The organism is Sphingomonas sp. FW306-05-A (assembly GCF_058782275.1).
In genome coordinates, this window is the sequence record NZ_JBYSXN010000001.1 from 1,597,146 (window position 1) to 1,623,988 (window position 26,843).

The window sequence follows — 26,843 nt, forward strand, 5'->3', positions numbered from 1 at the left end:
GTCAGACGAGTAACAGGACAACCCACAGTATCATTGCAGGTACCACGAAAACTGGCCGACGGACGTTCGCCAGGCGGTCGCCTCCGACATGCATGAATGCCACGGCGAACAGGCTGGAACATGCGATCAGCGCACAGGCCCGCAGCACCATTGCCGGTTGGCCGAGTGCCGGCCAATCGACCAAACCCGCACGAGCGCCGCTGAGATATTGCTCGGCGTCGATCAGGTCGGCCGTCAGAATCAATGCGAGATACATGACTTCGATCAGCAGCAAAGGGCCGATCTTCAAGACGAACACGATGGATCGAGCTGCTGTATCCGCGCGCATGACCACTCCGTTGAGTGCAATCGACGCCTTACGCGAACTCGTACATTGTCTGCCGCGGTTGCGGCTATGCCACCGCCTTAGTCCTTTGCGGTCGGTGTCCCTGCGGGCGGGGGCACGACCGTTGCGGCGGCCGCCGTCACGATAGGCGGCCCCTTGGCGATCGTCGCGGTCAACGCGGCGATTTCGGGACAGGCGCGCTTGGCACAGACGGTGCGGATCTTGGCGAGGTTCTCTCGCGCGCGCTGCACCGCGCCGCGTGCGACGAGCGCCTCGCCCTGCCCGCGTAAGGCCGCGATATCGTTGGGGTCGAGCGACAAGGCCTCACGGTACAGCCGGATCGCCTTGCCCGGAAGCGCACGGGATTGCGCGACCTGCCCAAGCGCCGTGAACGCATCGCGGTTGCGGGGATCGACCGCAACAGCGCTTTCCAGCATGTCGGTTGCACCATCGAGATTACCCGAAGCCTGCAACGCCCGGCCCTTCGCCAGCAACGCCAGCGAGCGCGCGTCGATCGCATCCTCGGCGCGCTGGCCCTGAACTGCGGTTCCGATCGTCAGCAGCGTCATCGCAGCCGCGATCGCAACGGGGGTGTAGCGCATGAGATACTCCAGCTTCGTCACGCGCACAGCGGTATCACCCGCGAGTTAATCGCGCGACAAAAAACCCGTCGGTCGCGTCGTGCGCGGGCGTCAGGCGCACGCCCGCCCCATGCGCGCGGCCAGCGGGCAGCGAAAGCCGCTCGGCATGCCAGCCGGCATGATCGGCGAGGAAGCCGTCCATCTGCGCCGCGCCTTCCTCGTCAAGCAGCGAACAGACGATGTAGACCAGCGCCCCGCCCGGCCGGACGAGATCCGCACCGATCGACAGGACGTGGTGCTGCGTGGCGACCAGCCGGTCGAGCCGCTCGGGACTTAGCCGCCAGCGCGCCTCCGGGTTGCGCCGCCACGTGCCGGTGCCCGAACAGGGCGCATCGATCAGCACGCAATCCGCGCTGCCGCCCCAGTCTTCGAGCATTTCGGCCTCGCGTCCCGGATTGAGCAGCCGCGTCTCGATGATCGCCGCCTCGGCGCGCTCAGCGCGTGGCGCGAGCCGCGACAGGCGGTTACGGTCGGTGTCGGTCGCTAGGATCACCCCCTCCCCGCCCATCGCCGCCGCCAGCGCGAGCGTCTTGCCGCCTGCGCCGGCGCACAGGTCGACGATTCGCTGGCCAGCCTTTGCCTTTGCCGCGAGCGTGACCATCTGGCTCCCCGCGTCCTGCACTTCCAGCGCGCCTTCCGGCACGCCTTCCATCTTGTCGACATCCGTCCCGGCGGTAAGCCGCAGCGCATCGGGCAAGCCTGCGATCGGCTCCGATCCTTCGACGACCAGATCGCCCGCCTTGGCGCGGTTGACGCGAACGTCGAGCGGAGCGCGATCAATCAGCGCGGGGAATTCGGCATCGTCGAGCCCCGAAGCCCGGAGGCGTTCGAGCAGCCAGTTGGGCGCGACGCCGGGAAACGACTTGCTCTCGCCGTCGCCGATCTTGGCCGGGCCGTGGCCTACGCCGTCGAAGGTCGCGGCGAGGTCCGGATCCTCGGCGGCGAGCGCGAGCATCGCGGCGCGGCCCGAGCGCGGGCGTTCGCCGATCATGCGGATCGCGGCATAGACCAGCTCGCGCACCGCGCGGCGGTCCTTGCTCCCGGCATAGCGGCGATTGGCGAAATAGCGCGCGACCAGCGTATCCGCCGCTGCGCCGGAATCGCGCGCGGCGACGATAATCTCGTCGAGCAGCTCGATCGCGGCCTGGGTTCGTGCGGCGGGGGTCATTGGCAGTCTTTCCGGGGTGGTTCGGTGTGAACAGACGCCCGTAGATCAATTTGACGGCTTCGGGAAACTTTCCGCCGGGTGAGTGGCTCCCGCCGAGATTGCCAATACAAGAGTTCACCAGATCGCGAGTTCCAGAATAGGCCGACTCCATGTCGCTTTGGTCGTTGGGGCTTTCGTACCTACGACGATCGCTCCCATTGCCTGATAAAAGCCAATAGATGGCGGGTGTGACACGATTTTGAGGACCGAGATGCCGCGGCGCTTCGCTTCGCGGATCATGTGCCGAAAAAGCATTGCGCCTAGGCCTCTGCCCTGCACGCTGTCCGCTACGAACATCAAATCCAGTTCAGGCTCTGGCCTGAGGATCACGCTATAAAAGCCGCATATTTTGCGATCTTGCACCGCTACGTACAAAACGTCTTGCTCGATTTGCGACAGTGTGACTGCATAGCCCTGGAGAATGGTCGCGTACACGCCGCGATACGCAGCCGACGCGTGCATCAGTTCGGTAAGGGCTAATGCATCGTCAGGGATCGCTGGGCGGATTGTAGTCACGGCGCTCTCTTATCTCCGGGGCGCGGGCTACTACAGACGAGTGTCGTACCTGGCGAGCGGCCCTATTTGGGGTTTAGCTTATTGTTCTGCTCGCCGCGACGGCCTTCCGACCAACGGTCTTTCGGGATCCGGCATCTATCTAGCGCCCGCACCTCGATACGTTCTTTTCGAGTGCGGTAGGAAGACTTTGGCCAGCGCGCATGCCTGTTTTTCGACTATGCTCAGCAAGCGAGGTGGAGCAGGGTATCTTCCGGTGCTTTTGCCCAAGTCAATCGCCGCTGGTCACGGACCATGGGCTGCACTTGGTGAAATCGCTACCTATACCGACTGTCACGCTTTTCTTGGCGATTGCACTCCCCCGTCCCTTGGGTGGCCGACTAGACGGCGGCCACCCGGAGCGTTGCGTCAGGCAGCCGGGGGGGCGAACACCCGCAAGCGATGACCGTCAGGGTCGAGCGCGACGAAGGTCATGCCAAAGCGCATGAGCGTCGGGGCCTGGAGGATGGCGATGCCGCGTCGGGACCAATCGGCATGCGTCGCCTCCACCGCGGCAGCGTCGGCGACGGCAAAGGCGATCTCGCTTCCGCCGGCCTGCCCGGTGCTCGCGGGTTCGACGGTATCCTGCAACCACAGGCCGAGCATGACGCCCTCCCGCAACGGCAGGATCGCGACGTCCGCCTTTTGGTCGACGATCGGCAAACCGAGCATGTCGCGATAGAAAGCGGCACTCGCGACATGGTCGCGGACGTACAGCAAAAGGAATGTGAAGTCGGGCATGGAAAGTCCCCCAGCGTAGCGGCACTCGGGATGGGTACCGGTGCGGGAAAGCTACGACGCGCTGCTGTCAGTCTCTGTCAGCAGTCACTGTTCGGGAACGCCCTGGAGCGCGTGCCATGCCTTGAGGAGCCGCGCGCGACGGCCCGGATAGCGCACGGCGTCAGATCGAATGGTGCGAATGCGGTCGATCCGGAAATGCCGGTAGCCGCCGCGCAACTCGCACCAGGCGACGAGCACCCGCACCCGATCATAGAAAGCGAGCGCGATCGGCCAGATCATGCGATCGGTCGGCCTATCACGTTCGTCGGCATAGCCGATCTGAAGCTTGTGTTCGGACCGGATCGCTTGGCGGATCGCCACCAGGTCGCCGTCGCGCGCGGCGATCGGTTCTCCGGGACCGATCAGCAGGCCCGACGCGTCGATGTTCGCCTTGAGGTCATCGGGGAGGACTGCGCCGATCTTCGCCAGCACGTTGCGGGCGGCCACGCCGAGCATCCCGTCCGCGCGTTCCGAGACCCACCGCGACCCGAGTACCAAGGCTTCGATTTCCTCCTCGGAGAACATCAGCGGCGGCAGCAGAAACCCCGGCCGAAGGACATATCCGAGGCCCGCTTCCCCCGCAATATCCGCGCCCTGCGCCCGCAGGCTCTCGATGTCGCGATAGACGGTGCGCAAGGATACACCGAGCTCCTCGGCAAGCACGGCACCCGCGACCGGTCTGCGATGCTGACGAAGCAGCTGGATCAGGTCGAGGAGGCGGTGTGCGCGAGACATGGGCGGTTCTCTTTGCCCATGCTTATCGTCAATTCAGGCGTCTGTCAGTGGACACCGAGGCCCCTGGTCGTTCGAGGACTCCCCTTACCGCGTCGGGTAATTGGGGGCCTCGCGCGTGATGTCGACGTCGTGGACGTGGCTTTCCTTGAGGCCAGCGCCGGTGATCTGGACGAAGCGCGCGCGCTCCTGCAGCGCGGTGATGCTCGACGAACCGGTATAGCCCATCGCCGCGCGGATGCCGCCGACGAGCTGGTGGATCACGTCGCGTGCCGGGCCCTTGAACGCGACCTGCCCTTCGATCCCTTCGGGAACGAGCTTCATCTGGTCCTTGATATCGCCCTGGAAATAGCGATCCGCCGAGCCGCGGCCCATCGCGCCGACCGAGCCCATGCCGCGATACGATTTGTAGGCGCGGCCCTGGAACAGGAAGGTATCGCCCGGGGCTTCCTCGGTGCCCGCGAGCAGCGAGCCGATCATGCACGCCGACGCGCCCGCCGCGAGTGCCTTGGCGAGATCGCCCGAGGTGCGCAGGCCGCCGTCGGCAATGACCGGCACGCCCATCTTCTGGCCGACTTCGGCGCAGTCCATGACGGCGGTGAGCTGCGGCACGCCGACGCCTGCGACGACGCGCGTGGTGCAGATCGAGCCCGGGCCGATCCCGACCTTGATCCCGTCCGCGCCCGCATCGATCAGCGCGCGCGTGGCCTCGGCGGTCGCGACGTTGCCCGCGATGACCTGGACCGAATTGCTGAGCTTCTTGACCCGCTCGACCGCGCGCGCGACGTCGCGGTTGTGGCCGTGCGCGGTGTCGATGACGACGAGGTCGAGCTCGGCATCGACCAATGCGGCGGTGCGATCGAACCCCTTGTCGCCGACCGTCGTCGCGGCTGCGACTCGGAGCCGCCCGGCGGCATCCTTGGTCGCGTTCGGGTAAGTGACGGCCTTTTCGATGTCCTTGACGGTGATCAGGCCGATGCAGCGATACGCTTCGTCCACCACGAGCAGCTTCTCGATACGGCGGTGGTGCAGCAGGCGACGTGCCTCTTCCTGCGTGACGCCCGGCGAAACCGTCGCGAGATTTTCGTGCGTCATCAGCTCGGACACGGGCTGGCGCGGGTTCTCGGCGAAGCGGACGTCGCGGTTGGTGAGGATGCCGACGAGCACGCCGTCGGCGCGGACGACCGGGATGCCACTGATCCGGTGATGCTTCATCAACGCCTGCGCGTCCGCCAGCGTCGCGTGCGGCTCGATCGTGATCGGGTTGACGACCATGCCGCTTTCGAAGCGCTTGACCGCGCGGACCGCGGCGACCTGTTCATCGACTTCCATGTTGCGGTGGAGCACGCCGATGCCGCCAAGCTGTGCCATGACGATCGCCATGTCGGCTTCGGTCACGGTGTCCATCGCGGACGAGAGGATCGGGATGTCGAGCGAGATTCCCCGCGTCACACGGGTCGCGGTGTTGGTCTGGCTCGGGACGATGTCCGATTCAGCGGGCACCAAGAGGACATCGTCGAAAGTGAGTCCGAGGCGAATGTCCATGGGATGCCAGTTCCTGCGCGGGGATAGAAAAGCGAGTCGTGGCGGTCCATGTAACCGCCGACCCCGCAAAGCGCCAGTGCAGCGCCGGGATTTGCGTCAGCGCTTGGCGAAGAACCCCGAAGCGAGCGTGCCAAGCTGCCCAAGCACCCCACCCTGCGCGCCGAGCATCGCCGCAACCTTGGCGAGCGTTTCCTCGCCCCCGATCATCTGGAGCAGCTGTTGCAGCGTCGCGGGCGAAAGTCCGGTGTTTGCCGCCGCGGTGCCGACCGTATCCCCCGGCGCGGCGTGCGCCTGCCCCAGCGCCTGCAACGCGAGCTCGACCTGTTGCGGGGTCAGCCCGACCTTGGTGGCGAGCGTCGCCACGTCGACATTTTGCAGCACCTGTCCCAGCACGCCGTCGAACATTCCCATCGATCTACTCACTTACGCTAATACTATGGGTGCCGGACCTATCACTGGTCCGGCAAGGGCGCGAGATCGGGTTCTACAAACGCGCGTCGTGCCGCAACCGAGAACAGACGCTCGCGGCTGTAAAAGCACAACGGCCAGTCGCGCTGCCCTTCGGGCCGCCGCAACAGGGCGTTTACGGTCGCGACGAGCGATCCCGACGCCGCCGGCGATGCGAGATAGAAGCGGATCCCGGCGACGAACGTCCGGGTGATCGTCGCGTGAAACCCGCTGGTATCGTCATTCACCCCGCCGACCGACTCGTTGTAGCGGCAGATGATGGTCGCGATCTCCGCATCGACGTTCACGTCGGGCCGATCGCGCAGCAGCCAGCACGTTGCCGCGATATGCGCTGCGTGCGTCCAGTCGGCCTTCGGCAGCGTGCAAGCCAACAACCCCTCCCCGATGCGCTGGATCGCGGCGTCATCGGGGAACAGTCCTGGTTCTGGATCGGCAGTCGGCATCGGAACCTCCGCGAAGTGGCCGGTGCCGGTTCCCGGGCGGATCAGGCCGGCGCGTGGACCTTCGGCGCGGATTGGCGAACGCCTTCGTCGACATGCTCCGCGAACTGCGCGAAGTTTTCAACGAACAGATCGACCAGCTTCGCCGCGGTGGCGTCATACGCGTCCTTGTCTGCCCAGGTCGCGCGCGGGTCGAGGATCGCGCTGTCGACCCCCGGCACCGCGACCGGCACCTTGAACCCGAAGTTCGGGTCGGTCCGGAACTCGGCATCGTTGAGGCTGCCGTCCAGCGCCGCATTCAGCAGCGCGCGCGTCGCCTTGATGGGCATGCGACTGCCTACGCCGTACTTGCCGCCAGTCCAGCCGGTGTTGACCAGCCAGCAATCGACCCCGCCTTTGGCGATCCGCTCCTTGAGCAGATTGCCGTAAACCGAGGGATGCCGCGCCATGAACGGCGCGCCGAAGCACGTCGAGAAGGTCGCGTCCGGCTCAGTCACGCCGATTTCGGTGCCAGCCACGCGTGCCGTATACCCCGAGAGGAAGTGGTACATCGCCTGTTCCGGTGTTAGCTTCGCGATCGGCGGCAGGATCCCATAGGCGTCCGCGGTCAGCATCACGATGTTGCGCGGCACCGGCCCCATGTTCTTTTCGGACACATTGGGGATGAAGTCGATCGGATAGGCCCCGCGGCTGTTCTCGGCGAGGCTCGCGTCGTCGAGGTCAAGCTGACGCGTCACCGGGTCCATCACGACATTCTCCAGGATCGTCCCGAACCGCTTGGTCGTCGCAAAAATCTCGGGTTCCGCGTCAGCCGACAGGCGGATCATCTTGGCGTAACAGCCGCCCTCGAAATTGAAGACCGCGGTGTCCGACCAGCCGTGCTCGTCATCGCCGATCAGCGTGCGGCTCGCGTCGGCGCTGAGCGTCGTCTTGCCCGTCCCCGACAGGCCGAAAAACACCGCCGTGTCGCCATCCAGCCCCATGTTGGCCGAGCAGTGCATCGGCATCACCCCGGTCGGCGGGAGGAGGTAATTGAGCAGACTGAACACCGACTTCTTCATTTCGCCGGCGTAGCGCGTCCCGCCGATGAGGATCAGCTTCTCGGTGAAGTTGACCGCGATCACGGTCTCGCTGCGGCAACCGTGGCGCTCGGGCGAGGCGCGGAAACTCGGGAGATCGATGATCGTGTAATCGGGCACGAAATCGCGCAGCTCCGATTCCTCCGGGCGGACCAGCATCGTGCGGATGAAGCTGTTGTGCCACGCGAGTTCGTTGACGACGCGCACCTTCACGCGGTGCTCGGGCTGCGACCCGCCGAACAGATCCTGGACAAACAGGTCTTCCTTGTGGCGGAGCGCCGCGAGGAAATCCGCCTTCAGCGCGGCGAAATGCTCAGGCGACATTGCCTTGTTGCTTTTGCCCCACCACACGGTCGATTCGGTTTCGGCATCGCGGACGATGAACTTGTCCTGCGCCGAACGCCCGGTATGCGCGCCGGTCTCGACCACCAGCGGGCCATCAGCGGACAATTTGCCCTCGCCGCGCGAGATCGCGGCTTGGATCAGGCGCGCGGTAACGAGGTTCCAGTGCAGGCTCGCGCGGGTCTCGATACCCTGCGCGTCAAGCCCCGCAACGGGGATGCGGTCACTCACAACATTCTCTCCTACTGTGCCGACCATCATGGGGGCGGCATCGGTTCCTCGCCGCATATCGCCGGGCCGTTCTGCGGTCAAACGGGCACGATCGACGACGGCGCGCAATGTGGGACAGCTTTGTTCAGCGTGGATTGAGGCTGGCAGCGTAATGGATTAGGCCGGATCCCCAACGACACGAGGCCCCTCCGCCGATGACGGCAACGATTGCCCTGGTCGATGACGACCGTAACATCCTGACATCGGTGTCGATCACGCTGCAGGCCGAGGGTTTCGTCACCCGGCTATATTCGGATGGCGAAACCGCGCTCAAGGCGCTGATCGACAATCCGCCCGACATTGCGATCCTCGACATCAAGATGCCGCGGATGGACGGGCTCGAACTGCTCCGCCGCCTGCGCGAGAAGAGCATGGTGCCGGTGATCTTCCTGACATCGAAGGACGACGAACTCGACGAGGCGCTGGGGCTGGCGATGGGGGCGGACGATTATATCGCGAAGCCCTTCTCGCAACGTCTTCTGATTGCGCGAATTCGTGCGATTTTGCGGCGTGCCGAAGTGTCGCAAGGCGGCGCGGGGACCGAAGAGGCGACCGCGGAAACCAGCCTGACGCGCGGGCGGCTCGCGATGGATACCGCGCGTCACCGCGTGACCTGGGACGGTGCGCCAGTCACGCTGACGGTCACCGAATTCCTGATCCTCGAGACGCTGGCGCAGCGCCCCGGCATCGTGAAGACCCGCAACCAGCTGATGGATGCGGCGTATCATGACGACATTTACGTCGATGACCGCACGATCGACAGCCATATCAAGCGCGTTCGACGCAAGTTCCGGCAAGTTGACGCCAGCTTTGACGCGATCGAGACACTCTATGGAGCGGGCTATCGATTCTCCGAGGAATGACGAGCCCGCGCGCGAGGAGGATGCCCGCGCGCTGTCGCTCCGCTGGTCTGCACGGGTCTCGCTCACCCCGCGGATCCTGTTCGTCAACGTCTTCGCGCTGGCGATGCTCGCTGGCGGATTCTTCTACCTCGATTCCTACCGGAGCCGGATCGTCGACGACCGCGTGCGGCAATCCATCCGCGAAGCCCGGTTGGTCGCCGAGGCGCTGGTCTCGGTGCCCGATGACCAGCGCACCGATCTGGCGCTGCGGCTCGCGCGCGCGACCGGTGCGCGGTTGCGGATCTACGACGATCGCGACTTGCCCGTGATCGATACGCGAACGCTGGGCTTGCGCAATTTCGTGCTGCAGGACCCGGACAAGCAGGACGGCGGCCAGGAGTCCGCGCGCATCCTCGACGCGATCATCGACACGGTCGTCGGTACGCCGCGCGCGCCTCTGTACCGAGAGCATCGCTCGGGCCTCAACTGGCCCGACGTGCGCACGGTCCGCGCGACCACCACGGGGGCCGCGACGGTGTGGCGCGCGCCCGACCGCACGCCCGTCATCACCGCCGCGGCACAGTTGCCGCACGGCGGGGTGGTGATGACCACCAACAATGTTCGCGACATCACCCAGACCGTGCGGGTCGAACGCTTCCGGCTCGGCATCGTGCTGATGATCGTATCGATCGTCTCGGTCCTGCTGTCGCTGTTCCTCGCGCGGACGATCGTGCGACCGCTGCGCCGGCTGGCCTATGCCGCAGTGCGGGTGCGGATGGGCCGGGCGCGCGAAGTGGTCGTGCCCCGCCTACCCTATCGCCGCGACGAGATCGGGATGCTCGCACGCGCGCTGTCGGACATGAGCCTTGCGCTGCGCGCGCGGATTGACGCGATCGAGGCGTTCGCGGCGGACGTGACGCACGAGATGAAGAACCCGCTCGCATCGCTCCGCTCGGCGGTCGAGGGCCTCGCGCTGGTCAAGGACCCCGAACTTCAGGAGCGCCTGCTCGCGATCGTGCGCGACGACGTCCACCGGCTCGACCGGCTGATCACCGACATCGCCGAAGCGTCGCGGCTCGACGCGCAACTCAGCCGCGCCAAGTTCGAGCCAGTCGATCTGCGCACGATGATCGCCGCGCTGATCGCCGGGCGCGAGGAACGCGGGATCGACCGTGCGATCCGGCTGCGGCTCGACCTGCATGATGACAGCGGCGCAGGGTTCGTTGTGATGGGCGAAGGCGGGCGGCTGGAAAGGGTGATCGACAATCTGATCGACAATGCCGTGTCCTTCTCCCCCGAGGGAGGCACGATCGGCATCACCATGTCGCGTGGGACCGACGAGGTCGTGATCGAAGTGGAGGACGAAGGCCCCGGCGTTCCCCCGGACGCACGCGAGAAGGTGTTCCAGCGCTTTCAGTCGCTCCGCCCCGCCGACGAGGCGTTCGGCAAGCATTCGGGGCTGGGTCTTGCGATCGCGCGGACGATCGTCGAGGCGCACCAGGGGCAGATCACCGCCGAGGCACGACGTGGCGGCGTGACCGGCGCACGGTTCGTGGTAAGCCTGCCCGTGGGCGAAGCGCGGTGAGTGCCCCGCCGATCCATGCCACCACGGTGGCAATCGACGGCGCGGCGGTGTTGCTGCTCGGTCCGTCCGGGTCGGGCAAATCGGACCTGGCGCTGCGGCTGATCGACCGCGGGGCGACGTTGGTAAGCGATGACTATACGCTGCTGACGCCATTGGACGGACAACTCATCGCAAATGCGCCGCCGACAATTTCAGGCAAGATCGAGGTGCGCGGGCTCGGGATCGTCGCGCTCGACCGGATCGGTAACGTGCCGGTCATGCTTGCGGTTCGGCTCGACCGACCGGTCGAACGGATGCCGTCACAGACGCGCGCCGACTATCATGGTATTCCGATTTACGAGGTCGCAATCGACCCATTCGAGCTTTCGGCACCGATCAAGGTGGAATTGGCGCTGCGGCACGCTAGAGAGACGGCATGACGCTTGACCCCAAGGAAATCCTGCTCGTCACCGGCCTGTCCGGTGCGGGCAAGTCGACCGTGCTCCGCACGCTCGAGGATCTCGGTTGGGAAGTGGTCGACAACCTTCCCTTGCCGTTGCTCGACCGGTTGCTCAGTTCGCCGCTGCCGATGGGTGCGGAGCAATCCCGCCAGCCGCTCGCGATCGGCATCGGCGCACGGACTCGCGATTTCGACTCGGACCGGATCGTCGATCGCATCAAGCATTTGCGCGAAGCCTATGGCCATGACGTCGGCACGCTGTTCCTCGATTGTGCGGGCGGTGAACTCGAGCGGCGCTATTCGGAGACGCGACGGCGCCATCCGCTCGCGCTCGATCGCCCCGCCGCCGACGGGATCGCGCGCGAGCGCGACCTGCTCGCGCCGCTCAGGCGCTGGGCGAACCGGCTGATCGATACCACCGACCTGACCGCCAACCAGCTTGCGCAACAGGTCCGCGACACCTTCTCGCGCGAGCATCAGGACGGACCGACGCTGGCAATCATGTCGTTCGGGTTCGCGCGCGGTGTGCCGCGCGGTGCGGATCTGGTGTTCGACATGCGCTTCCTGCGCAATCCGCATTGGGTTCCCGCGTTGCGTCCCGGTACGGGGCTGGATGCCGACGTCTCGGCGTATGTCGCCGAGGACCCCGCCTATGAGGCGGCGGTCGGGCGGATCGAGGAACTGCTCGAGCTGTTGCTTCCGCGGTACCGTGCTGAAGGCAAGTCCTATTTGACGGTCGCCTTCGGGTGTACCGGTGGGAGACACCGCTCGGTCCATGTCACCGAACGCGTCGCGGCGCGGTTGCGCAACGCCGGATTTTCGCCCACGGTTACCCACCGCGATCTCGCCGCCGCCCCCCAGGACTCGCTCGAAGGGGTGCCCGATGATCGCCAGCAAGACGGAACGGCATTAGCGTGAAATGGGCGGTTGCATGATTGGGGCGGTACGATGATCGGGCTGGTTCTCGTGACGCATGGCCGGCTGGCCGAGGAATTCGTGACGGCGATGGAGCATGTCGTCGGCAAGCAGGAGCGCGTTGCGACGGTCTGCATCGGCCCCGAGGACGACATGGAGGAACGCCGCAACGATATCGCCAGCGCAATCGCTGCGGTCGATGCCGGGCGCGGAGTCATCCTGCTGACCGACTTGTTCGGGGGTACGCCGTCGAACCTGGCCATTTCCCTGCTCGAACGCGGGCGGATCGAAGTGATCGCCGGGATCAATTTGCCGATGCTGATCCGGCTCGAATCCGCACGCAAGGCGATGAAGGTGGTCGATGCAGTCGCCGCCGCGCGCGAGGCGGGACGGAAGTATATCTCGGTCGCGTCCGAGGTTCTGGGCGAGGCAGCCGCCTGATGTCGGTCACCCGCAGCGTCCTCATCACCAACCGTCGTGGCCTCCACGCGCGCGCCAGTGCCAAGTTCGTCACCCTTGCCGCCACGCAGCCGTGCGAGTTGCACGTCGAGAAAGACGGTGCGGGATCGGTGACGGGAACGTCGATCATGGGCCTGATGATGCTGGGCGCGGCGATGGGCGACACGATCGTCATCTCGGCCGAAGGCGAGCATGCCGAAACTGCCGTCAGTGCGCTTTGCGAACTGGTCGAGGCCAAGTTCGGCGAGGATTGAACGCCGCAATGCCCCGTGAAATTACCGCTTATTCCAACCCGCTGATCAAGCGGATGCGATCGCTGCGCGAAAAGCGGCATCGGCGTGAAGAGGGTCTGTTCCTTGCTGAAGGCCTGCGCATCCTGACCGAAGCGCGTGAAGCCGGGCGTATTCCCGAATTCCTGTTCTTCGCACGGGACAGCGCGGCGCATCCGCTGGTGCTGGCGCTGGTCGACGCGGTCGAGGCGGCCGGAGGCGAAGCGATCGAAACCGTACCCGACATCCTGTCCAAACTGTCGGGCAAGGACAATCCGCAGGCGGTGGTCGGGGTGTTCGCGGAGTTCTCCCGCACGCTCGACAGCCTCGACCGCGACTCCGCCGCGATCTGGCTCGTCGCCGAGCGGATGCGCGACCCGGGCAATCTGGGGACGATCCTGCGCACCGGCGACGCAGTCGGTGCGGGCGGACTGATCCTGATCGGGGAGTGCGTCGACCCCTTCTCGGTCGAGGCGGTGCGTGCGAGCATGGGGGCGCTGTTCACGGTGCCGGTGGTGCAGTGCGAATGGGATGCGTTCGTGCCGTGGCTGCGCGGCGGTGCGGGCCAGTTGGTCGGGTTGAGCCTCGACACCACGACCGATTACCGTGCGGCGGCGTATCGGGCACCCACCTTCCTGCTGACCGGCAACGAAGCGCAAGGTATGCCGGACGCTTACGCTGCCGAGTGCGACACGCTGGTGAAGATCCCGATGCTCGGCAAGGCGGACAGCCTCAACGCGGCGGTGGCGACTGCGGTGATGGCGTATCAGGTGCTGGGCGCGCAGCCGGAAGCATAATATTTGCGCCCCTCCCCCGTTCGTTTCGAGCGTAGTCGAGAAACCCGGCACAGCGCAGGTTTCTCGACTACGCTCGAAACGAACGGGTGGGAGATGGACTTCGCAACCCATTCCGTTCGGGCTGAGCGTAGTCGAAGCCTCCACGCGCAACGCAGGGCTTTTCGACTTCGCTCAGGGCGAACAGTATCTTGGGGCGGCGTCAGATACCGTCACGCCGGCAAATCCCGTTCGGGCTGAGCGAAGTCGAAGCTCTTGCGCAACGCAGGGCCCTTCGACTTCGCTCAGGGCGAACGGTATCTTGCGGCGGTGTCAGGTCCCGTCACGCCTGCAAATTCCGTTCGGGCTGAGCGAAGTCGAAGCTCTTGCACAACGCAGGGCCCTTCGACTTCGCTCAGGGCGAACGGTATCTCCGGGCGGTGTCCGATACCGTCACGCCTGCAAACTCCGTTCGGGCTGAGCGAAGTCGAAGCTCTTGCGCAACGCAGAGCCCTTCGACTTCGCTCAGGGCGAACGGTATCTTGCGGCGGTGTCAGGTCCCGTCACGCGTGCAACTCCGTTCGGGCTGAGCGCAGTCGAAGCCCCTACGTAACGCAAGACCCTTCGACTGCGCTCAGGGCGAACGGGGATAGTTTACCGGTCGAACGGGTTCTTCGGCGCGCGGAGCGTGAGGCGCACCGGCACCGCGCCGAACCCGAGATCGCGCCGGATGCCGTTGATCAGATAGCGTTGATAGCTCGTCGGCAACTGGTCGACTCGCGTGCCGAACAGCACGAAACCCGGCGGGCGCGTCTTCGCCTGTGTCAGATAGCGCAGCTTGATCCGCTTGCCCCCCGGCGCGGGCGGCGGGTTGGCCTCGACCGCGCGTTCGAACCAGCGGTTGAGTTCGCCCGTGCCGACGCGGCGCGACCATGCATCGCGCGTGTCGAACGCGACTTTGAGCAAAGTATCGAGCCCCTTGCCGGTCGCCGCCGAGACGGTCAGCACCGGCATGCCCTTGATCTGGCTGAGGCCATCCTCGAGCGCGGTGCGGATACCGTTGAACAGGCTGGACGCATTCTCCGCCACGTCCCATTTGTTGATAGCGACGATCAGCGCGCGGCCTTCCTGCAGCGCCGCGTCGGCGATGCGGAGGTCCTGCGATTCAAGCCCGCGCGTAGCATCGAGCAACAGCACGACGACTTCGGCGAAATCGATCGCGTGGAGCGCATCGGCGACCGACAGCTTCTCGAGCTTGTCCTGCACGTTGGCGCGCTTGCGCATGCCCGCGGTGTCAATCAGCCGGACTTTCCGCGCATCCTCGCCGGGCTCGCGCTCGGGGTCGTGCCAGATCCAGTCGACCGCGATCGAATCGCGCGTGATGCCCGCTTCCGGGCCGGTAATCAGGCGGTCTTCGCCAAGAATACGGTTGATCAGCGTTGATTTGCCTGCGTTCGGACGCCCGATGATCGCGAGCTTGAGCGGCGCGTCGGGGGCATATTCTTCATCGACGTCGGCATTGGGAATGTCATCGCCCGCGGCGTCCTTCTCGGGTTCGATGAAGGGGAGCAGTGCGTCGAACAGTTCGACGAGGCCCTCGCCATGTTCAGCCGACAGTTCGACCGGATCGCCGAAACCGAGCGACAGCGACTCGAGGATGCCATCGGCCCCGGCCTTGCCCTCGGCCTTGTTGGCGACGAGGATGACCGGGGTGGTCGACCCGCGCAGCCAGCGTGCGATTTCCTCGTCGAGCGGGACGATGCCCGCGCGCGAATCGAACAGAAACAGCGCGACGTCGGCCTGCGCGACCGCGGCCTCGGTTTGCGCGCGCATCCGGCCGGGCAAGGACGCGGCGTCCTTGTCTTCGTAACCGGCGGTGTCGATGACGCGGAAGTCGAGCCCGACGAGCGTTGCCGCACCCTCGCGCCGATCGCGGGTCACGCCGGGGCGATCATCGACGAGCGCGAGTTTCTTTCCGACGAGACGATTGAAGAGCGTCGACTTGCCGACGTTCGGCCGGCCGATAATTGCGACCACAGGGAGACTGGACATGCGCCTCCCTTAGGGCAAGCGCGCGTCTTCGTCACCCCGCCGTAACAAGGTTACTTGTACGCGGCCAAACGGCCCTTCTGGTCGAGCACATAGAGCGTCGAATTGGCAACGACCGGCGGCAGCGTGAACGGTGCCTTCGACTCGATCACCGTGCCGAGTTTGCCGTCCTCGACCGAAGCCGACACGATCTCGCCAAGCGAGTTGGTCAGGACGAGACGACCGCCTGCGAGCACCGGGCCGTACCAGGTGATCGCATTGGCCTTCTTCTTGTCCTTGATCGTGCCGTCCTTCTGGATCTTCTCACTCTCGAAGTGACGGAGCTGGCTGATCCACCGCACCTTGCCGGTCGCGCGCGCGAGGCAGACGAGGCGGGCATCGTCGGTGACAATGAAAACCCACTCTCCCGCGACCCACGGGGTCGAGATGCCAGCGAAATTCTGCTCCCACAGCCGCTGGCCCGAAACGATCTCGAGCGCGACCATGCGACCGCCCTGCCCGACCGCGAAGACGATCCCGCGGTCGATCACCGGATCCGCGTCGATATCGGCAAGCGACGACACCGAGGTCGAGATCGACGAGCGCGACAGCGCGTCCTGCCACAAGGTGCGGCCATTCTCGTAGCGATAGGCGTTGAGTTCGCCAGACGAGAAGCCCGCGACGACGGTGCCCTGGCTGACCGCGGGGGCTGCGACGCCGAAGACGCCCTGCGTCTCGATCGAGCCCGAGGCGGTCCAGACGACCGTGCCATCCGTCTGCGACAGGACGTAGAGCTGGTTGTCCTGGCTCAGCACATAGACCTGGCCGTTGGCGACCGAGGGTGCACCGCGAAGCGGCGCACCGGGCTTGGCGCGCCACAATTCCTTGCCGCTCGTCGCATCGAGCGCGACGACGTCGCCGAGACCGTCGGTCGCGAAGACCTTGCCGTCGTCGAAGCTGACGCCGCCGCCGAAGCGCGCGCTGCGCGCCTTCTTGTCGGTGGTCGCGATGCTGGCTTCCCAGGCGGACGCGCCGGTGCTGGCGGAATAGGCGTGGACGGTTGCGTTGACGTCGATCGCGAACAGCTTGCCGCCGCCGATGACTGGCGCAGCCCCGAGCCGCTGGCGATTGCTGCCGCCGTCAATCTCGACGCTCCAGGCGCGGTTGAGCGAGGTGCCAAGCGTCAGCTGGCCCATCGACTTGGACGAACTGCCGCCGGGCTGTGCCCAGCTGTCGTTGGTCGTTGCCGGGGGCACGGCGACCTGGACCTCGCCGATCGTCTTGTCCGCGACGACACTATTCTCGCCCTGGAGAATCGCGATGCGGTTGCCGAGAACGGGAGTCTTCTTCTTCCCCTTGAAGGTCGCGCAGCTGCTGAGCGCGATGGCGGAGACCGCGACCAGCAGGACTCGATTGGTCATCTTCATTGCGATTTCTGTTCCTTCGGCTGATTCACAGCATCAACCCCCAATACGCCCGCCATCTGAACAGCACGTTGCCGAACCGATTCGGCCACATCGGGCTCGCGCGCGATCTGGCCGTAGAGGGTGCCTGCAAGATCGCGACGGCCCATCTTGAGATACGACACCGCGACCATCTCGCCTGCGCTGCCGAACCACGGATTGCCCTTGACCGCGAGACCGCGCAGTCGTGCGACGACGACGTCGGGCTTGATCGTGTCGAGCTCGGCGCTGGTCTGGCGGATCAGCGCCAAATCGCGGAACGGCTGGCCGATCGACCCGTCGTTGGCGACTTCCGCAAACTTGGCGGCGGCACCGCGCAAGTCGTTCTTCTGGAGCAGCAGGTCGGCCTGGCTCATCAACGCGAGCGCGCGATAGCCCTTCACGTTCGAATCCGCGAGCGACCCGAGTTCGGTGGCGGCGGCCGGACGGCGTGCGCCGGCGTCCTCATACGCCTTGCTCAGCGCCTCGCCCTCGTCGCCGGCGACGGATTGCTGATGCGCGCGGTAGATCTGCCATCCGCCAAAGCCGAGGACGATCAGGACGACGATCGCGATCGCGGCGATGCCATAACGGCGCCAGGCGGTCGCCATCTGCTCGCGGCGGAGTTCCTCGTCGACTTCCCGGAGGAATGCGGCATCGGTGTTGGGTGGCACGGCCACTTGGGGAAACTCCATCGGATCGGGGCGGGAAGGTGCGGACCTTAGCGGCGCGACCGCCTAAACAAAAGCGGGCAAACGTTACGCTATGGTACGGTGCGGAAACGGATCGGACTTAATCCTTCGGTGCGTAAATCTGTTCGGCCCCCGGAAAGGCGCGCGAACGAACCTCTGCCGCATAGGTCGCGGCTGCGGCGGAAATACGGCCACCGAGATCATCGTATTTCTTCACGAAGCGCGCGGTGCGCTCGAACAGGCCGAGCATGTCCTCGGTGACGAGCACCTGTCCGTCGCACTGCACGGAAGCGCCGATCCCGATCGTCGGGCAGGCGACTTTCCGGGTCAGTTCGATTGCGATCGGCTCGACCACGCCCTCGATCACCAATGCGAAGGCACCGGCCTCGGCGATCGCGACGCCGTCCGCGACGATCTTCTCGGACTCCGCCGCGCTGCGTCCGCGCGCGCCGTACCCGCCGAGCGCGTTGACCGCCTGCGGGGTGAGCCCGACGTGCCCGACGACGGGGATGCCGCGTTCGCTCAGGAAACAGACGGTCGGCGCCATCGCGGTGCCGCCTTCGAGCTTTACCGCCGCCGCGCCGGTCTGCTTGAGCAAATAGGCGGCGCTTTCGAACGCCTTTTCGGGGGAGGCTTCATAGCTGCCGAACGGCATGTCGATGACGACCACCGAATGATAGCTGCCGCGCACGACTGCCGCGCCGTGCGCCGCCATCATCTCGAGCGTGACGGGAATGGTCGACGGCAGGCCGTAGATCACTTGCCCCAGGCTGTCGCCGACCAGCAGCATGTCGCAATGCGGATCGAGCAGTTGCGCGGTGCGGACGGTATACGCGGTGAGCATCACCAGCGGGTTGCCGCCCTTCCCCTTGCTGGCGCGGATCGCGGGGACGGTGAGCCGCTTCATCGGCGCTGGCGTCGGGTTGGCGCGGCTGGTCGCGGTGTCGATCGTGAAGGTCGTGGACATGGCCGTGAGACCTAGCCGATTGCCTTTGGACGCGCCAGCGTATCGCAGCGGTGGGAAGCGTTCTTGACTCCATGTCCGGTTTGTTTGACATTGCGGTCGGTGTCTTGACCATGGGAGTCGCTATGTCGTTCCGGGAAAAGCTTTCGTGGGTGTCGTTGGGCGGGATTACGGTCGCCTATGGGCCGTACTTCTTCATCGTGCTGGTGCTGCAACGGACGCCGACCTCGCTTGGGGCCGCCGACGCTGCGGGAATCCTGACCGCGGTACTCGTGCTGACGTGCCTCATGACCGTCGCGACCATCATCGTCGCGATCACCAACGTGCGCGACGCACAGGCACCGAGCGACGAGCGCGACGTGCGGATCGCCGGGCGTGCAGTCGCCTTTGCCTATCCGGTGCTGCTGGCGGGGGTGTTCGCCGCGCTGGCAACCTTGTTCTTCGGGGCGAACCAAGCGGTGCTGGTCAATGCGGTACTCGCCGCCGTGGTGCTCGGCGAATTGACGCGCTGCATCTTCAAGATCGTCGGCTATCGGATGCGCGGCTGAGCGTGGCGCGGATGCCCATCACTAACCAGATCCGGCTGTTGCGATTCATGGCGGGCGAGATGACCCAGGCCGAGCTTGGTGCGCGCATCGGCATGACGCGCCAGACGGTCGCAGCGATCGAGGCCGGGAAATATTCCCCGACACTCGAGGCTGCGTTTCGGATCGCCCATGTGTTCGGCAAACCGCTCGATGCGGTCTTCCAGTGGGACGCTTCGTAGCTCAGTCGACCGTCACGCCCTTCCAGAAGGCGAAGCGATCCTTGATCTCGGCGGCCTTGGGCTTCGGGTCGGGGTAGAACCACGCCGCGTCGACGTTGCGTTTGCCGTCGACGACAACCGTCTTGTAGCTCGCGTCGCCCTTCCACGGGCAATGCGAGTGGGTCGCGCTCGGTTCGAACAGGTCGACGACGATGCTGTCGGCGGGGAAATAATGATTGCCCTCGACGATCACGGTCTCGTCCGACTGGGCGATCACGGCTCCGTTCCAGCGTGCGGTCGGCATGGGCTTGGTCCTTCAGGTCAGGGCTTGAGGGCCTCAAGATAGGTATCGGGCTTGAAGCCTGCCAGCAGCACGTCGTCCTTGACGAGGATCGGGCGTTTGATGGCGGAGGGGTTGGCGAGCAGGAGGGCGAGTGCCTTGTCGGCGTCGAGGTCGGTCTTGTCGGCGTCGGGGAGCTTGCGGAAGGTGGTGCCGGCGCGGTTGAGGATGGCTTCCCAGCCGAGCTGGTCGATCCATTCGCGCAGGAGCGTCGGGTCTACGCCAGCGGTCTTGTAGTTGTGAAAGGTGTAGGCGACGCCGTTGGTGTCGAGCCAGGTGCGGGCTTTCTTGACGGTGTCGCAGGCGGGGATGCCGTAGAGGGTGGTGGGCATTGGAGGTCCTAGTGCTGATCAGGTTAGGGCGTTGCATCTTCCCAGGTGCACAAGTTGATGCAATAACTTTAGCATGTTCAAAGAACCAATTCTATTTAGTCGTCAAAAGGCGCTACGCGAACAAATTGACGCGGCTATTGGTCTGCTTTTAGAGGACAATGCCTATGTGAGCGCGAACCTACTCGCATGGGCAGCAATCGACGTTCTCAGAGACATCGGTAAAGCGGAGGGCAGACCAACGCTTGCTGAATCGATAAACGATCTTATTAAACCTGAAAAAGTACGCGAATGGCATTTGCATCAAAAAGAGCACTATAACTTCTCGAAACACGCCAATACTGACCCATATAAAGTAATGCTATTTGAGCCGAGAACGGTATATTTTGCCGTTTTTCGAGCATGTGTAGATTATGAACAAATATTTGACAAACAGAGCTTCCCAATGATGCTTTTCAAGTCATGGCATTATGCGACGATGCCGGGACTGTTTATTGAGGGGAGCAGATTCGTTGTCACGGCGCAAAAATTCTTTGGCGAAAGACCGGCTACAGAAGACTTGCTGGAACATTATGAAAAGTTCAAGGCTAACGAATGTCTAATACGCTCTGATTTCAAAAGTTTTTTTGGAAATGGAGTAGAACTTGATTAGTCCTACCCTTGATCGAAACCGTTTTACGAGGCTTGCTAACTCCGAGCTTGGTTGCCGTATGTGAGCTGCCAAGCGGGCAGGCTCGCATCGGAGCAAACGCCGCCCTCCGTTCGGAGACGGCGCCACCCCTCCCTCAAGCCGCCTCGAACATCTCCGGCGACAGCGCCATGAGCGCCTCGGACCCGCCCTCGATCTTGCGGCGGAGCGCGCCAGCCTCGGGCATCACGCGCTCGGCGAAGTAGCGCGCCGTCACCAGCTTGGCGTCGAGGAACTTCACGTCCCCCTCGCCCGCTGCCTTCAGCTTGGTCGCGGCGACCGCCATCCGCAGCCACATCAGCCCGACCGCGACGATCCCCATCAGGTGCATGTAGCTGTGCGCGCCCGCGCCGACATTGTCGGGGTTCTGCATGCCGTTCTGCATGAACCACAGGGTCGCCTGCTGGAGTTCGCCATTCGCCTTCTCCAGTGCGCCCGCGAAGACGGCGGTCGCAGGGTCGGCCTTGGCGCCAGCGACTTCCTCGGCGACCACCTTGAACAAGGCCTGCACCGCGCGTCCGCCGTTCTGCGCGAGCTTGCGACCGACCAGATCCATCGCCTGCACGCCGTTGGTGCCTTCGTAGATCATCGCGATCCGCGCATCGCGGACGTACTGCTCCATGCCCCATTCGGCGATGTAGCCGTGGCCGCCGTACACCTGCTGCGCGTTGGTCGCGATGTCATAGCCCTTGTCGGTGCCGTAACCCTTGATGACCGGCGTCAGCAGCCCGAGCAGATCGCCCGCGAGCTGCTTCTCTTCATCGCTGACCGCGGCATGTTCGAGATCGGCCTGGAGCGCGCCCCACAGGCACAAGGCGCGAAGGCCTTCGGTCAGCGCCTTCGACTCCATCAGCATGCGGCGGACGTCGGGGTGGACGAACAATGTGTCCGCCTTCTCGCCCGGCTCCTTTGCGCCGGTGAGCGAGCGGCCCTGGCGGCGGTCCTGCGCATATTGCACCGCATTTTGATAGGCGACTTCGGCGACGCCGAGGCCCTGCAAGCCAACGCCGAGACGCGCGGCGTTCATCATGATGAACATGGCGGCGAGGCCCTTCATCTCTTCGCCGACGAGCCAGCCGATCGCGCCGTCATAGTTCATCACGCAGGTCGAATTGGCGTGGATGCCCATCTTGTGCTCGATCGAGCCGCAGGTGACCGCGTTGCGCTCCCCGATCGCGCCGTCGTCGCCGACCATGAACTTGGGCACCACGAACAGCGAAATGCCCTTCGAGCTTTCGGGCGCGCCCGGCGTCTTCGCCAGCACGAGGTGGATGATGTTGCTGGTCAGGTCATGCTCGCCCGACGAGATGAAGATCTTGGTGCCGGTGATCGCATAGGAGCCGTCCGCCTGCGGCTCGGCGCGGGTGCGGATCAGGCCGAGGTCGGTGCCGCATTGCGGTTCGGTCAGGTTCATCGTCCCGCCCCATTCGCCGCTGACCATCTTGGGGACGTACTTTGCCTTCTGCTCGTCCGAGCCCTTGACCAGTAGCGCTGCAATCGCGCCGTGCGACAGACCGGGATACATGGCGAACGCCATGTTGGCGGAGATCATATATTCCTGGAACGCGGTCGAGACGACATGCGGCATCCCCTGCCCGCCAAATTCCTCCGGCGCGCTGAGCGTGCCCCAGCCCGATTCGACGAACGCCTGATAGGCTTCCTTGAAGCCCTTGGGCGTCGTGACCGAACCGTCGTCATGCCGGACGCAGCCTTCCTGATCGCCCGAATAGTTGAGCGGGAACAGCACCTCGGCGACGAACTTGCCGCCCTCTTCGAGCACCGCGTCGACCACGTCGGGGGTCGCGTTCTGGAAGCCGGGGAGATTGGCGTGGCTCTGCAGGGCGATCACATGATCGAGGATGAAACGGGTGTCGCGGACGGGGGGCGTATACTGGGGCATGGGTTCAGTCCTTCATCTGGCCGGATGAGCCATGGGTTTCGAGCAGGGTGACGAAGTCGTCGAGTTCGTGGATCGCCGCGTCGATGTCGCGCTTCTGCGCGGTCAGCAGCGCTATCCGGTCGCGGCATCGCTCGATCGTCGTCTGGCGCTGGATCTTCCGGCCGTCGCCAATGTCGTACAGGTCGATCATCTCGCGGATCTCGCCGAGCGAGAAACCGACCCGCTTGCCGCGCAGGATCCACGCGAGCCGCGCGCGGTCGCGCTGTGAGTAGATGCGAGTCGTCCCGCGCCGCTCGGGCGCGATCAGGCCTTCATCCTCGTAGAAGCGCAACGCGCGCGCGGTGACGTCGAATTCCGCCGACAGGTCGGAGATGGAGAAATGATCGCGCGTCGGATGGCGATCGATGAGGGCGTAGGCGGCACCGGTGCTCATGCAGGGCAAGGTAGTTGCCCTTTACGTGAACGTCAATATGCGATGCGGGTGTTGGGCGACCTTTAGGTTCCGCACAGCAGCTTGCCGCGCGGGCCACGCAGCGTGGCGGCCTCGGAGACGGAGTCGCTCAGTCGATCGAGCGCTAGCCCTGCAATCGAGGCGCGATCCTGGCACAAGGCCTGACATCCGCTCGGCAAGCGTCCGGGGAAGACGATCCGGTCGCCCTCGAAGCGTGCGTCGAAACGGCACCCGCTGGACGATCGTGGTGCGTCGAAACGGACATGGAGCGTCTCGCCGTCGCGCGTGACGACTCCGCTGCCGCTGCACCGCTCGCTATCGTCGTAATCGATCGTGACGCCGATGCGGTAGGCGGTTGCGCTGGGCACGATGCAGACCCGGTCGGCCTCGCGCGCATAAAGCCCGGTGATATCGGTGCTGGCGGGATCGGGAATGATCCCCGCCTGAATCGCCGCGGCCTCGAGCCCGGTCGGCGTCGCCTGCTGCTGCGGCGATTGCGGTGCCTGACACCCCGCAAGCGCTGCCAGCGCCGCGAACAGCGCGGGTTTCAAACGACCCGTACGAGCCGATCGCCCTCGATCCGGCGATAGAAGCAACTGCGTGCGCCGGTGTGGCACGCCGGGCCGGCGGGATCGACGATCAGCCACACCGCGTCCTGGTCGCAGTCGATCCGGATGTCGTGGACGCGCAGGACATGGCCCGAGCTTTCGCCCTTGCGCCACAGCTTGCCGCGGCTGCGTGACCAGAAATGCGCGTCGCCGGTTTCCACCGTCAGCCGCAGCGCCTCGGCGTTCATATGCGCGAGCATCAGCATTTCGCCGGTCGCGCGGTCGGTCGCCACCGCGGTGATAAGGCCGGCGGCGTCATATTTGGGGTCGAGCACAAGCCCGGTTTCGCGAAGGTCTGCCATGCCGACGACCTACAGTGGTCGCTCCCGTCCGTCACCCCTTGCGGATCGCCTCGACCAGTTCGTCCTTGGTCATCGTCGAGCGGCCCTCGATCCCGATCTTGCGCGCTTCCTCGAGCAGATCGTCCTTGGTGCGATCCTCCAAATTGCCCCCGCCGCGATGATCGATTGTCCCGGCAGCTTTGGCGTTGGCGATTCGCGCGGCTTTCTCGGGCGATGCGCCGTCGTCACGCAATTCCTCGTAGAGTTTGTCGTCCTTGATGCTCGGGCCGTGATCCTTCGCCATGCTCCTTCTCCCCTAGCGAGCAATATTACGTCCTGTGCAGCCCGGGAAACGACCAATGCGACCAATCGCTCCTGACGATGTGACAAAAGCGCGACAAACGCGAAGTCCGCCCCTATATGCCGCCTCGAAGCTCTACCCTCCCCCGAAGGGCGCCAATGCTCACAACCAATCCGTTCGAAGTCCCCGAAAACGGGGACAAACTGCATGAAGAATGCGGTGTCTTTGGTATCTCCGGCGCGGCCGACGCCGCCCGGCTGGTCGCGCTGGGGCTCCACGCGCTCCAGCATCGCGGCCAGGAAGCGGCTGGTATCACCAGCTTCGACGGTGCCGAATTCCACACCCACCGCGCGATGGGTCACGTCGCCGGCAATTTCGACCGCGAGGAGATCATGGTCCCGCTGCGCGGTACGGTCGCCTGCGGCCATGTGCGCTATTCCACCACCGGCGAGACCGCGCTGCGCAACGTCCAGCCGCTGTATGCGGACCTCGCCTCGGGCGGGTTCGCGATTGCGCATAACGGCAACATTTCCAACGCGATGCGGTTGCGCCGCGATCTCGTTCGGCGGGGTTCGATCTTCCAGTCGACCAGCGATACCGAGACGATCATCCATCTCGTCGCGACGTCCAATTATCGCACCGTCGTCGACAAGTTCATCGATGCGTTGAAGCGCGTCGAAGGCGCCTATTCGCTGATCGTGATGACCCCCGAGGGCATGATCGCCTGCCGCGATCCGCTCGGCATCCGCCCGCTCGTGATGGGCCGGATCGAACAGTCGGACGGCAGCCAGGCGGTGATCTTCGCCTCCGAGACGGTCGCGCTGGACGTGGTCGGTGCGACCTTCGTCCGCTCGATCGATCCGGGCGAGCTCGTCATGGTCAAGGGCAGCGAGATTACCTCGCATCGCCCCTTCGCGCCCGTGTCGGCGCGTCCGTGCATCTTCGAGTTCGTCTATTTCTCGCGCCCCGATTCGATCTCGGAGGACCGCAGCGTCTATACCGTGCGCAAGGCGATCGGCGCGCAGCTCGCGATCGAAAGTCCGGTCGATGCGGATCTTGTCATCCCGGTTCCCGATTCGGGCACCCCGGCGGCGCTCGGTTACGCGCAAGAGTCGGGCATTCCGTTCGAACTCGGGATCATCCGCTCGCATTATGTCGGGCGCACCTTCATCCAGCCGGGCGACAAGGTTCGTCACCTCGGCGTCAAGCTCAAGCACAACGCCAATCGCGCGCTGATCGCGGGCAAGAAGATCGTGCTGATCGATGATTCGATCGTGCGCGGGACGACCAGCCTCAAGATCGTCGAGATGATGCGTGAAGCGGGCGCGGCCGAAGTCCACATGCGGATCGCGAGCCCGCCGACGCGGCATTCGTGCTTCTACGGCGTCGATACGCCTGAACGCGCCAAGCTGCTCGCCGCGACCAAGAATCTCGAGGAGATGGCGGCCTATATCAAGGCCGACAGCCTCGCGTTCGTCTCGATCGACGGCCTGTACAAGGCGCTCGGCGAGCCGCAGCGCAACGCGATCCGGCCGAGCCATTGCGATGCCTGCTTCACCGGGGATTATCCGACGACGCTGACCGATCAGGACGATGTCTCGTCGGTCGACCAGTTCGCGCTATTGGCCGAACGCGTCAGCTGAGGACTCCTGCGATGACTGATATCAACGCTGCTGCTGCCGCGGTCGATCGTCCGCTGGCCGGCCAGATCGCGCTTGTCACCGGTGCTAGCAAGGGGATCGGCGCGGCTACCGCAATCGCGCTGGCGGCGGCGGGTGCGCATGTCGTACTGACCGCGCGGACCGCGGCATCGCTCGAAGCGGTCGAGAATGCGATCTTCGACGCGGGCGGCTCGGCGACGATCGCGCCGCTCGACCTGACCCAGGCCGACGCCATCGCACGGCTCGGCACGGCGATCGGTGAACGCTGGCCGGCGCTCGATATCCTGGTGCTCAACGCGGCGATGCTAGGGACGCTTGCCCCGGTACCGGCGATCGACCCCAAGGAAATGGCGGCGGTGCTGACGCTCAACATCAGCGCGCAAGCCGCGCTGATCGCGGCGTTCGACCCGATGCTGCGCAAGTCGAAGCGCGCCCGTGTCATCGGCATGACCTCCAGCGTGGGGCGCAAGCCGCGGGCGTATTGGGGGCTGTACGGAGCCTCGAAGGCAGCGTTCGAGACGATCGTCTCGGCGTATGGCGACGAGATGGAGCATGTCAGCCAGATCCGCACCGCAATCCTTGACCCCGGCGCGACGCGGACCGACATGCGCCGTCGCGCCTATCCTGGGGAAGACCCCAAGTCGGTCAAGGAACCGCGCGTCGTCGCGGACCGGATCGTCGCGCTGCTGACCGAGGATTTCGCGACAGGGCATTTCGAACGGGTCGCTTGAGGTCGGTTGGTCGTTGAGC

General features: G+C 65.1%; 33 protein-coding genes. 12 read left to right on the plus strand and 21 right to left on the minus strand.

Features of this window, described 5'->3' with window-relative positions:
- Position 1: 1 nt before the first annotated feature.
- The 10 genes from AC3WJR_RS07230 to AC3WJR_RS07275 form a co-directional block, all read right to left on the minus strand.
- Positions 2-328, minus strand: coding sequence for a hypothetical protein (locus AC3WJR_RS07230; protein ID WP_492723463.1), 327 nt, complete (start codon positions 326-328; stop codon positions 2-4).
- Between the two features lie 77 nt (positions 329-405).
- Positions 406-927, minus strand: coding sequence for a tetratricopeptide repeat protein (locus tag AC3WJR_RS07235; protein ID WP_492724215.1), 522 nt, complete (start codon positions 925-927; stop codon positions 406-408).
- A gap of 34 nt (positions 928-961) precedes the next feature.
- Positions 962-2,134, minus strand: a complete 1,173-nt coding sequence (locus AC3WJR_RS07240) for an RsmB/NOP family class I SAM-dependent RNA methyltransferase (protein ID WP_492723464.1) — start codon at positions 2,132-2,134, stop codon at positions 962-964.
- A gap of 114 nt (positions 2,135-2,248) precedes the next feature.
- A complete protein-coding gene (locus AC3WJR_RS07245; protein WP_492723466.1) occupies positions 2,249-2,689 on the minus strand; it encodes a GNAT family N-acetyltransferase in 441 nt (146 codons plus the stop codon).
- A 405-nt stretch (positions 2,690-3,094) separates the two neighbouring features.
- A complete protein-coding gene (locus tag AC3WJR_RS07250) occupies positions 3,095-3,466 on the minus strand; it encodes a VOC family protein (protein WP_492723467.1) in 372 nt (123 codons plus the stop codon).
- A gap of 84 nt (positions 3,467-3,550) precedes the next feature.
- Positions 3,551-4,240: a helix-turn-helix transcriptional regulator gene (locus AC3WJR_RS07255; RefSeq protein ID WP_492723469.1), complete on the minus strand. Its 690-nt coding sequence runs from the start codon at positions 4,238-4,240 to the stop codon at positions 3,551-3,553.
- Positions 4,241-4,324: 84 nt separating this feature from the next.
- The gene (gene guaB / locus AC3WJR_RS07260; protein WP_242139100.1) at positions 4,325-5,782 is read right to left on the minus strand and encodes an IMP dehydrogenase; all 1,458 of its coding nucleotides are present in this window, start codon (positions 5,780-5,782) and stop codon (positions 4,325-4,327) included.
- Positions 5,783-5,878: 96 nt separating this feature from the next.
- Positions 5,879-6,193, minus strand: a complete 315-nt coding sequence (locus AC3WJR_RS07265) for a hypothetical protein (protein WP_492723472.1) — start codon at positions 6,191-6,193, stop codon at positions 5,879-5,881.
- Positions 6,194-6,234: 41 nt separating this feature from the next.
- A complete protein-coding gene (locus tag AC3WJR_RS07270) occupies positions 6,235-6,693 on the minus strand; it encodes a hypothetical protein (RefSeq protein WP_492723474.1) in 459 nt (152 codons plus the stop codon).
- 41 nt (positions 6,694-6,734) lie between these two features.
- Complete coding sequence (locus tag AC3WJR_RS07275; RefSeq protein ID WP_492724218.1) at positions 6,735-8,369, minus strand: phosphoenolpyruvate carboxykinase; 1,635 nt, start codon at positions 8,367-8,369, stop codon at positions 6,735-6,737.
- A 167-nt stretch (positions 8,370-8,536) separates the two neighbouring features.
- On the opposite strand from AC3WJR_RS07275, the gene AC3WJR_RS07280 reads away from it, so the two are divergent.
- The 7 genes from AC3WJR_RS07280 to AC3WJR_RS07310 are packed head-to-tail and all read left to right on the plus strand — an operon-like array spanning position 8,537 to position 13,687.
- Positions 8,537-9,244, plus strand: coding sequence for a response regulator (locus tag AC3WJR_RS07280; RefSeq protein WP_492723475.1), 708 nt, complete (start codon positions 8,537-8,539; stop codon positions 9,242-9,244).
- Positions 9,213-10,808, plus strand: coding sequence for a sensor histidine kinase (locus AC3WJR_RS07285; RefSeq protein ID WP_492723477.1), 1,596 nt, complete (start codon positions 9,213-9,215; stop codon positions 10,806-10,808). Before AC3WJR_RS07280 ends, AC3WJR_RS07285 begins: the two co-directional genes overlap by 32 nt.
- On the plus strand, positions 10,805-11,227 hold the full coding sequence (locus tag AC3WJR_RS07290; RefSeq protein ID WP_492723479.1) for an HPr kinase/phosphorylase: 423 nt from the start codon (positions 10,805-10,807) through the stop codon (positions 11,225-11,227). Before AC3WJR_RS07285 ends, AC3WJR_RS07290 begins: the two co-directional genes overlap by 4 nt.
- Entirely contained in the window at positions 11,224-12,165 is a 942-nt protein-coding gene (gene rapZ, locus AC3WJR_RS07295) for an RNase adapter RapZ (RefSeq protein WP_492723481.1), read from the plus strand. Before AC3WJR_RS07290 ends, rapZ begins: the two co-directional genes overlap by 4 nt.
- Before the next feature lie 30 nt (positions 12,166-12,195).
- Positions 12,196-12,603, plus strand: coding sequence for a PTS sugar transporter subunit IIA (locus AC3WJR_RS07300; protein WP_354280767.1), 408 nt, complete (start codon positions 12,196-12,198; stop codon positions 12,601-12,603).
- The gene (locus tag AC3WJR_RS07305; protein WP_492723483.1) at positions 12,603-12,875 is read left to right on the plus strand and encodes an HPr family phosphocarrier protein; all 273 of its coding nucleotides are present in this window, start codon (positions 12,603-12,605) and stop codon (positions 12,873-12,875) included. The genes AC3WJR_RS07300 and AC3WJR_RS07305 overlap by 1 nt, the downstream gene beginning before the upstream one ends.
- A gap of 8 nt (positions 12,876-12,883) precedes the next feature.
- Complete coding sequence (locus AC3WJR_RS07310; protein ID WP_492723485.1) at positions 12,884-13,687, plus strand: TrmH family RNA methyltransferase; 804 nt, start codon at positions 12,884-12,886, stop codon at positions 13,685-13,687.
- A 630-nt stretch (positions 13,688-14,317) separates the two neighbouring features.
- On the opposite strand, the gene der is transcribed toward AC3WJR_RS07310, so the two are convergent.
- From der to panB, 4 genes are all read right to left on the minus strand, one after another.
- Positions 14,318-15,715: a ribosome biogenesis GTPase Der gene (gene der / locus AC3WJR_RS07315; RefSeq protein WP_242186904.1), complete on the minus strand. Its 1,398-nt coding sequence runs from the start codon at positions 15,713-15,715 to the stop codon at positions 14,318-14,320.
- Between the two features lie 50 nt (positions 15,716-15,765).
- Positions 15,766-17,118: a PQQ-binding-like beta-propeller repeat protein gene (locus AC3WJR_RS07320; RefSeq protein ID WP_492723488.1), complete on the minus strand. Its 1,353-nt coding sequence runs from the start codon at positions 17,116-17,118 to the stop codon at positions 15,766-15,768.
- Positions 17,115-17,813, minus strand: coding sequence for a tetratricopeptide repeat protein (locus AC3WJR_RS07325; protein WP_492723490.1), 699 nt, complete (start codon positions 17,811-17,813; stop codon positions 17,115-17,117). The genes AC3WJR_RS07320 and AC3WJR_RS07325 overlap by 4 nt, the downstream gene beginning before the upstream one ends.
- Before the next feature lie 112 nt (positions 17,814-17,925).
- On the minus strand, positions 17,926-18,792 hold the full coding sequence (panB, locus tag AC3WJR_RS07330) for a 3-methyl-2-oxobutanoate hydroxymethyltransferase (protein ID WP_492723492.1): 867 nt from the start codon (positions 18,790-18,792) through the stop codon (positions 17,926-17,928).
- A 122-nt stretch (positions 18,793-18,914) separates the two neighbouring features.
- Here panB and AC3WJR_RS07335 point away from each other — a divergent pair, with 122 nt between their 5' ends.
- Together AC3WJR_RS07335 and AC3WJR_RS07340 are read left to right on the plus strand one after the other, a co-directional pair.
- The gene (locus AC3WJR_RS07335) at positions 18,915-19,337 is read left to right on the plus strand and encodes a hypothetical protein (protein ID WP_492723495.1); all 423 of its coding nucleotides are present in this window, start codon (positions 18,915-18,917) and stop codon (positions 19,335-19,337) included.
- An 11-nt stretch (positions 19,338-19,348) separates the two neighbouring features.
- The gene (locus AC3WJR_RS07340; protein WP_492724220.1) at positions 19,349-19,555 is read left to right on the plus strand and encodes a helix-turn-helix transcriptional regulator; all 207 of its coding nucleotides are present in this window, start codon (positions 19,349-19,351) and stop codon (positions 19,553-19,555) included.
- Position 19,556: 1 nt separating this feature from the next.
- On the opposite strand, the gene AC3WJR_RS07345 is transcribed toward AC3WJR_RS07340, so the two are convergent.
- On the minus strand, positions 19,557-19,838 hold the full coding sequence (locus tag AC3WJR_RS07345; RefSeq protein WP_492723497.1) for a DUF427 domain-containing protein: 282 nt from the start codon (positions 19,836-19,838) through the stop codon (positions 19,557-19,559).
- A 17-nt stretch (positions 19,839-19,855) separates the two neighbouring features.
- Entirely contained in the window at positions 19,856-20,206 is a 351-nt protein-coding gene (locus AC3WJR_RS07350) for an ArsC family reductase (RefSeq protein WP_492723499.1), read from the minus strand.
- A 73-nt stretch (positions 20,207-20,279) separates the two neighbouring features.
- On the opposite strand from AC3WJR_RS07350, the gene AC3WJR_RS07355 reads away from it, so the two are divergent.
- Entirely contained in the window at positions 20,280-20,855 is a 576-nt protein-coding gene (locus tag AC3WJR_RS07355; RefSeq protein WP_492723501.1) for a hypothetical protein, read from the plus strand.
- Positions 20,856-20,988: 133 nt separating this feature from the next.
- On the opposite strand, the gene AC3WJR_RS07360 is transcribed toward AC3WJR_RS07355, so the two are convergent.
- From AC3WJR_RS07360 to AC3WJR_RS07380, 5 genes are all read right to left on the minus strand, one after another.
- The gene (locus tag AC3WJR_RS07360; RefSeq protein WP_492723503.1) at positions 20,989-22,791 is read right to left on the minus strand and encodes an acyl-CoA dehydrogenase C-terminal domain-containing protein; all 1,803 of its coding nucleotides are present in this window, start codon (positions 22,789-22,791) and stop codon (positions 20,989-20,991) included.
- 4 nt (positions 22,792-22,795) lie between these two features.
- Complete coding sequence (locus tag AC3WJR_RS07365) at positions 22,796-23,224, minus strand: MerR family transcriptional regulator (RefSeq protein ID WP_354280744.1); 429 nt, start codon at positions 23,222-23,224, stop codon at positions 22,796-22,798.
- A gap of 62 nt (positions 23,225-23,286) precedes the next feature.
- Positions 23,287-23,793, minus strand: a complete 507-nt coding sequence (locus AC3WJR_RS07370) for a hypothetical protein (protein WP_492723506.1) — start codon at positions 23,791-23,793, stop codon at positions 23,287-23,289.
- Positions 23,790-24,152: a phosphoribosyl-AMP cyclohydrolase gene (hisI, locus tag AC3WJR_RS07375; RefSeq protein WP_492723508.1), complete on the minus strand. Its 363-nt coding sequence runs from the start codon at positions 24,150-24,152 to the stop codon at positions 23,790-23,792. The genes AC3WJR_RS07370 and hisI overlap by 4 nt, the downstream gene beginning before the upstream one ends.
- Before the next feature lie 31 nt (positions 24,153-24,183).
- Positions 24,184-24,435 (minus strand): Rho termination factor N-terminal domain-containing protein, encoded by a 252-nt coding sequence (locus AC3WJR_RS07380; protein WP_354280739.1) that lies wholly within the window; start codon positions 24,433-24,435, stop codon positions 24,184-24,186.
- A 155-nt stretch (positions 24,436-24,590) separates the two neighbouring features.
- On the opposite strand from AC3WJR_RS07380, the gene purF reads away from it, so the two are divergent.
- Positions 24,591-26,075 (plus strand): amidophosphoribosyltransferase, encoded by a 1,485-nt coding sequence (purF, locus tag AC3WJR_RS07385; protein ID WP_492723511.1) that lies wholly within the window; start codon positions 24,591-24,593, stop codon positions 26,073-26,075.
- An 11-nt stretch (positions 26,076-26,086) separates the two neighbouring features.
- Positions 26,087-26,824, plus strand: a complete 738-nt coding sequence (locus tag AC3WJR_RS07390) for an SDR family NAD(P)-dependent oxidoreductase (RefSeq protein WP_492723513.1) — start codon at positions 26,087-26,089, stop codon at positions 26,822-26,824.
- Positions 26,825-26,843 lie beyond the last annotated feature (19 nt).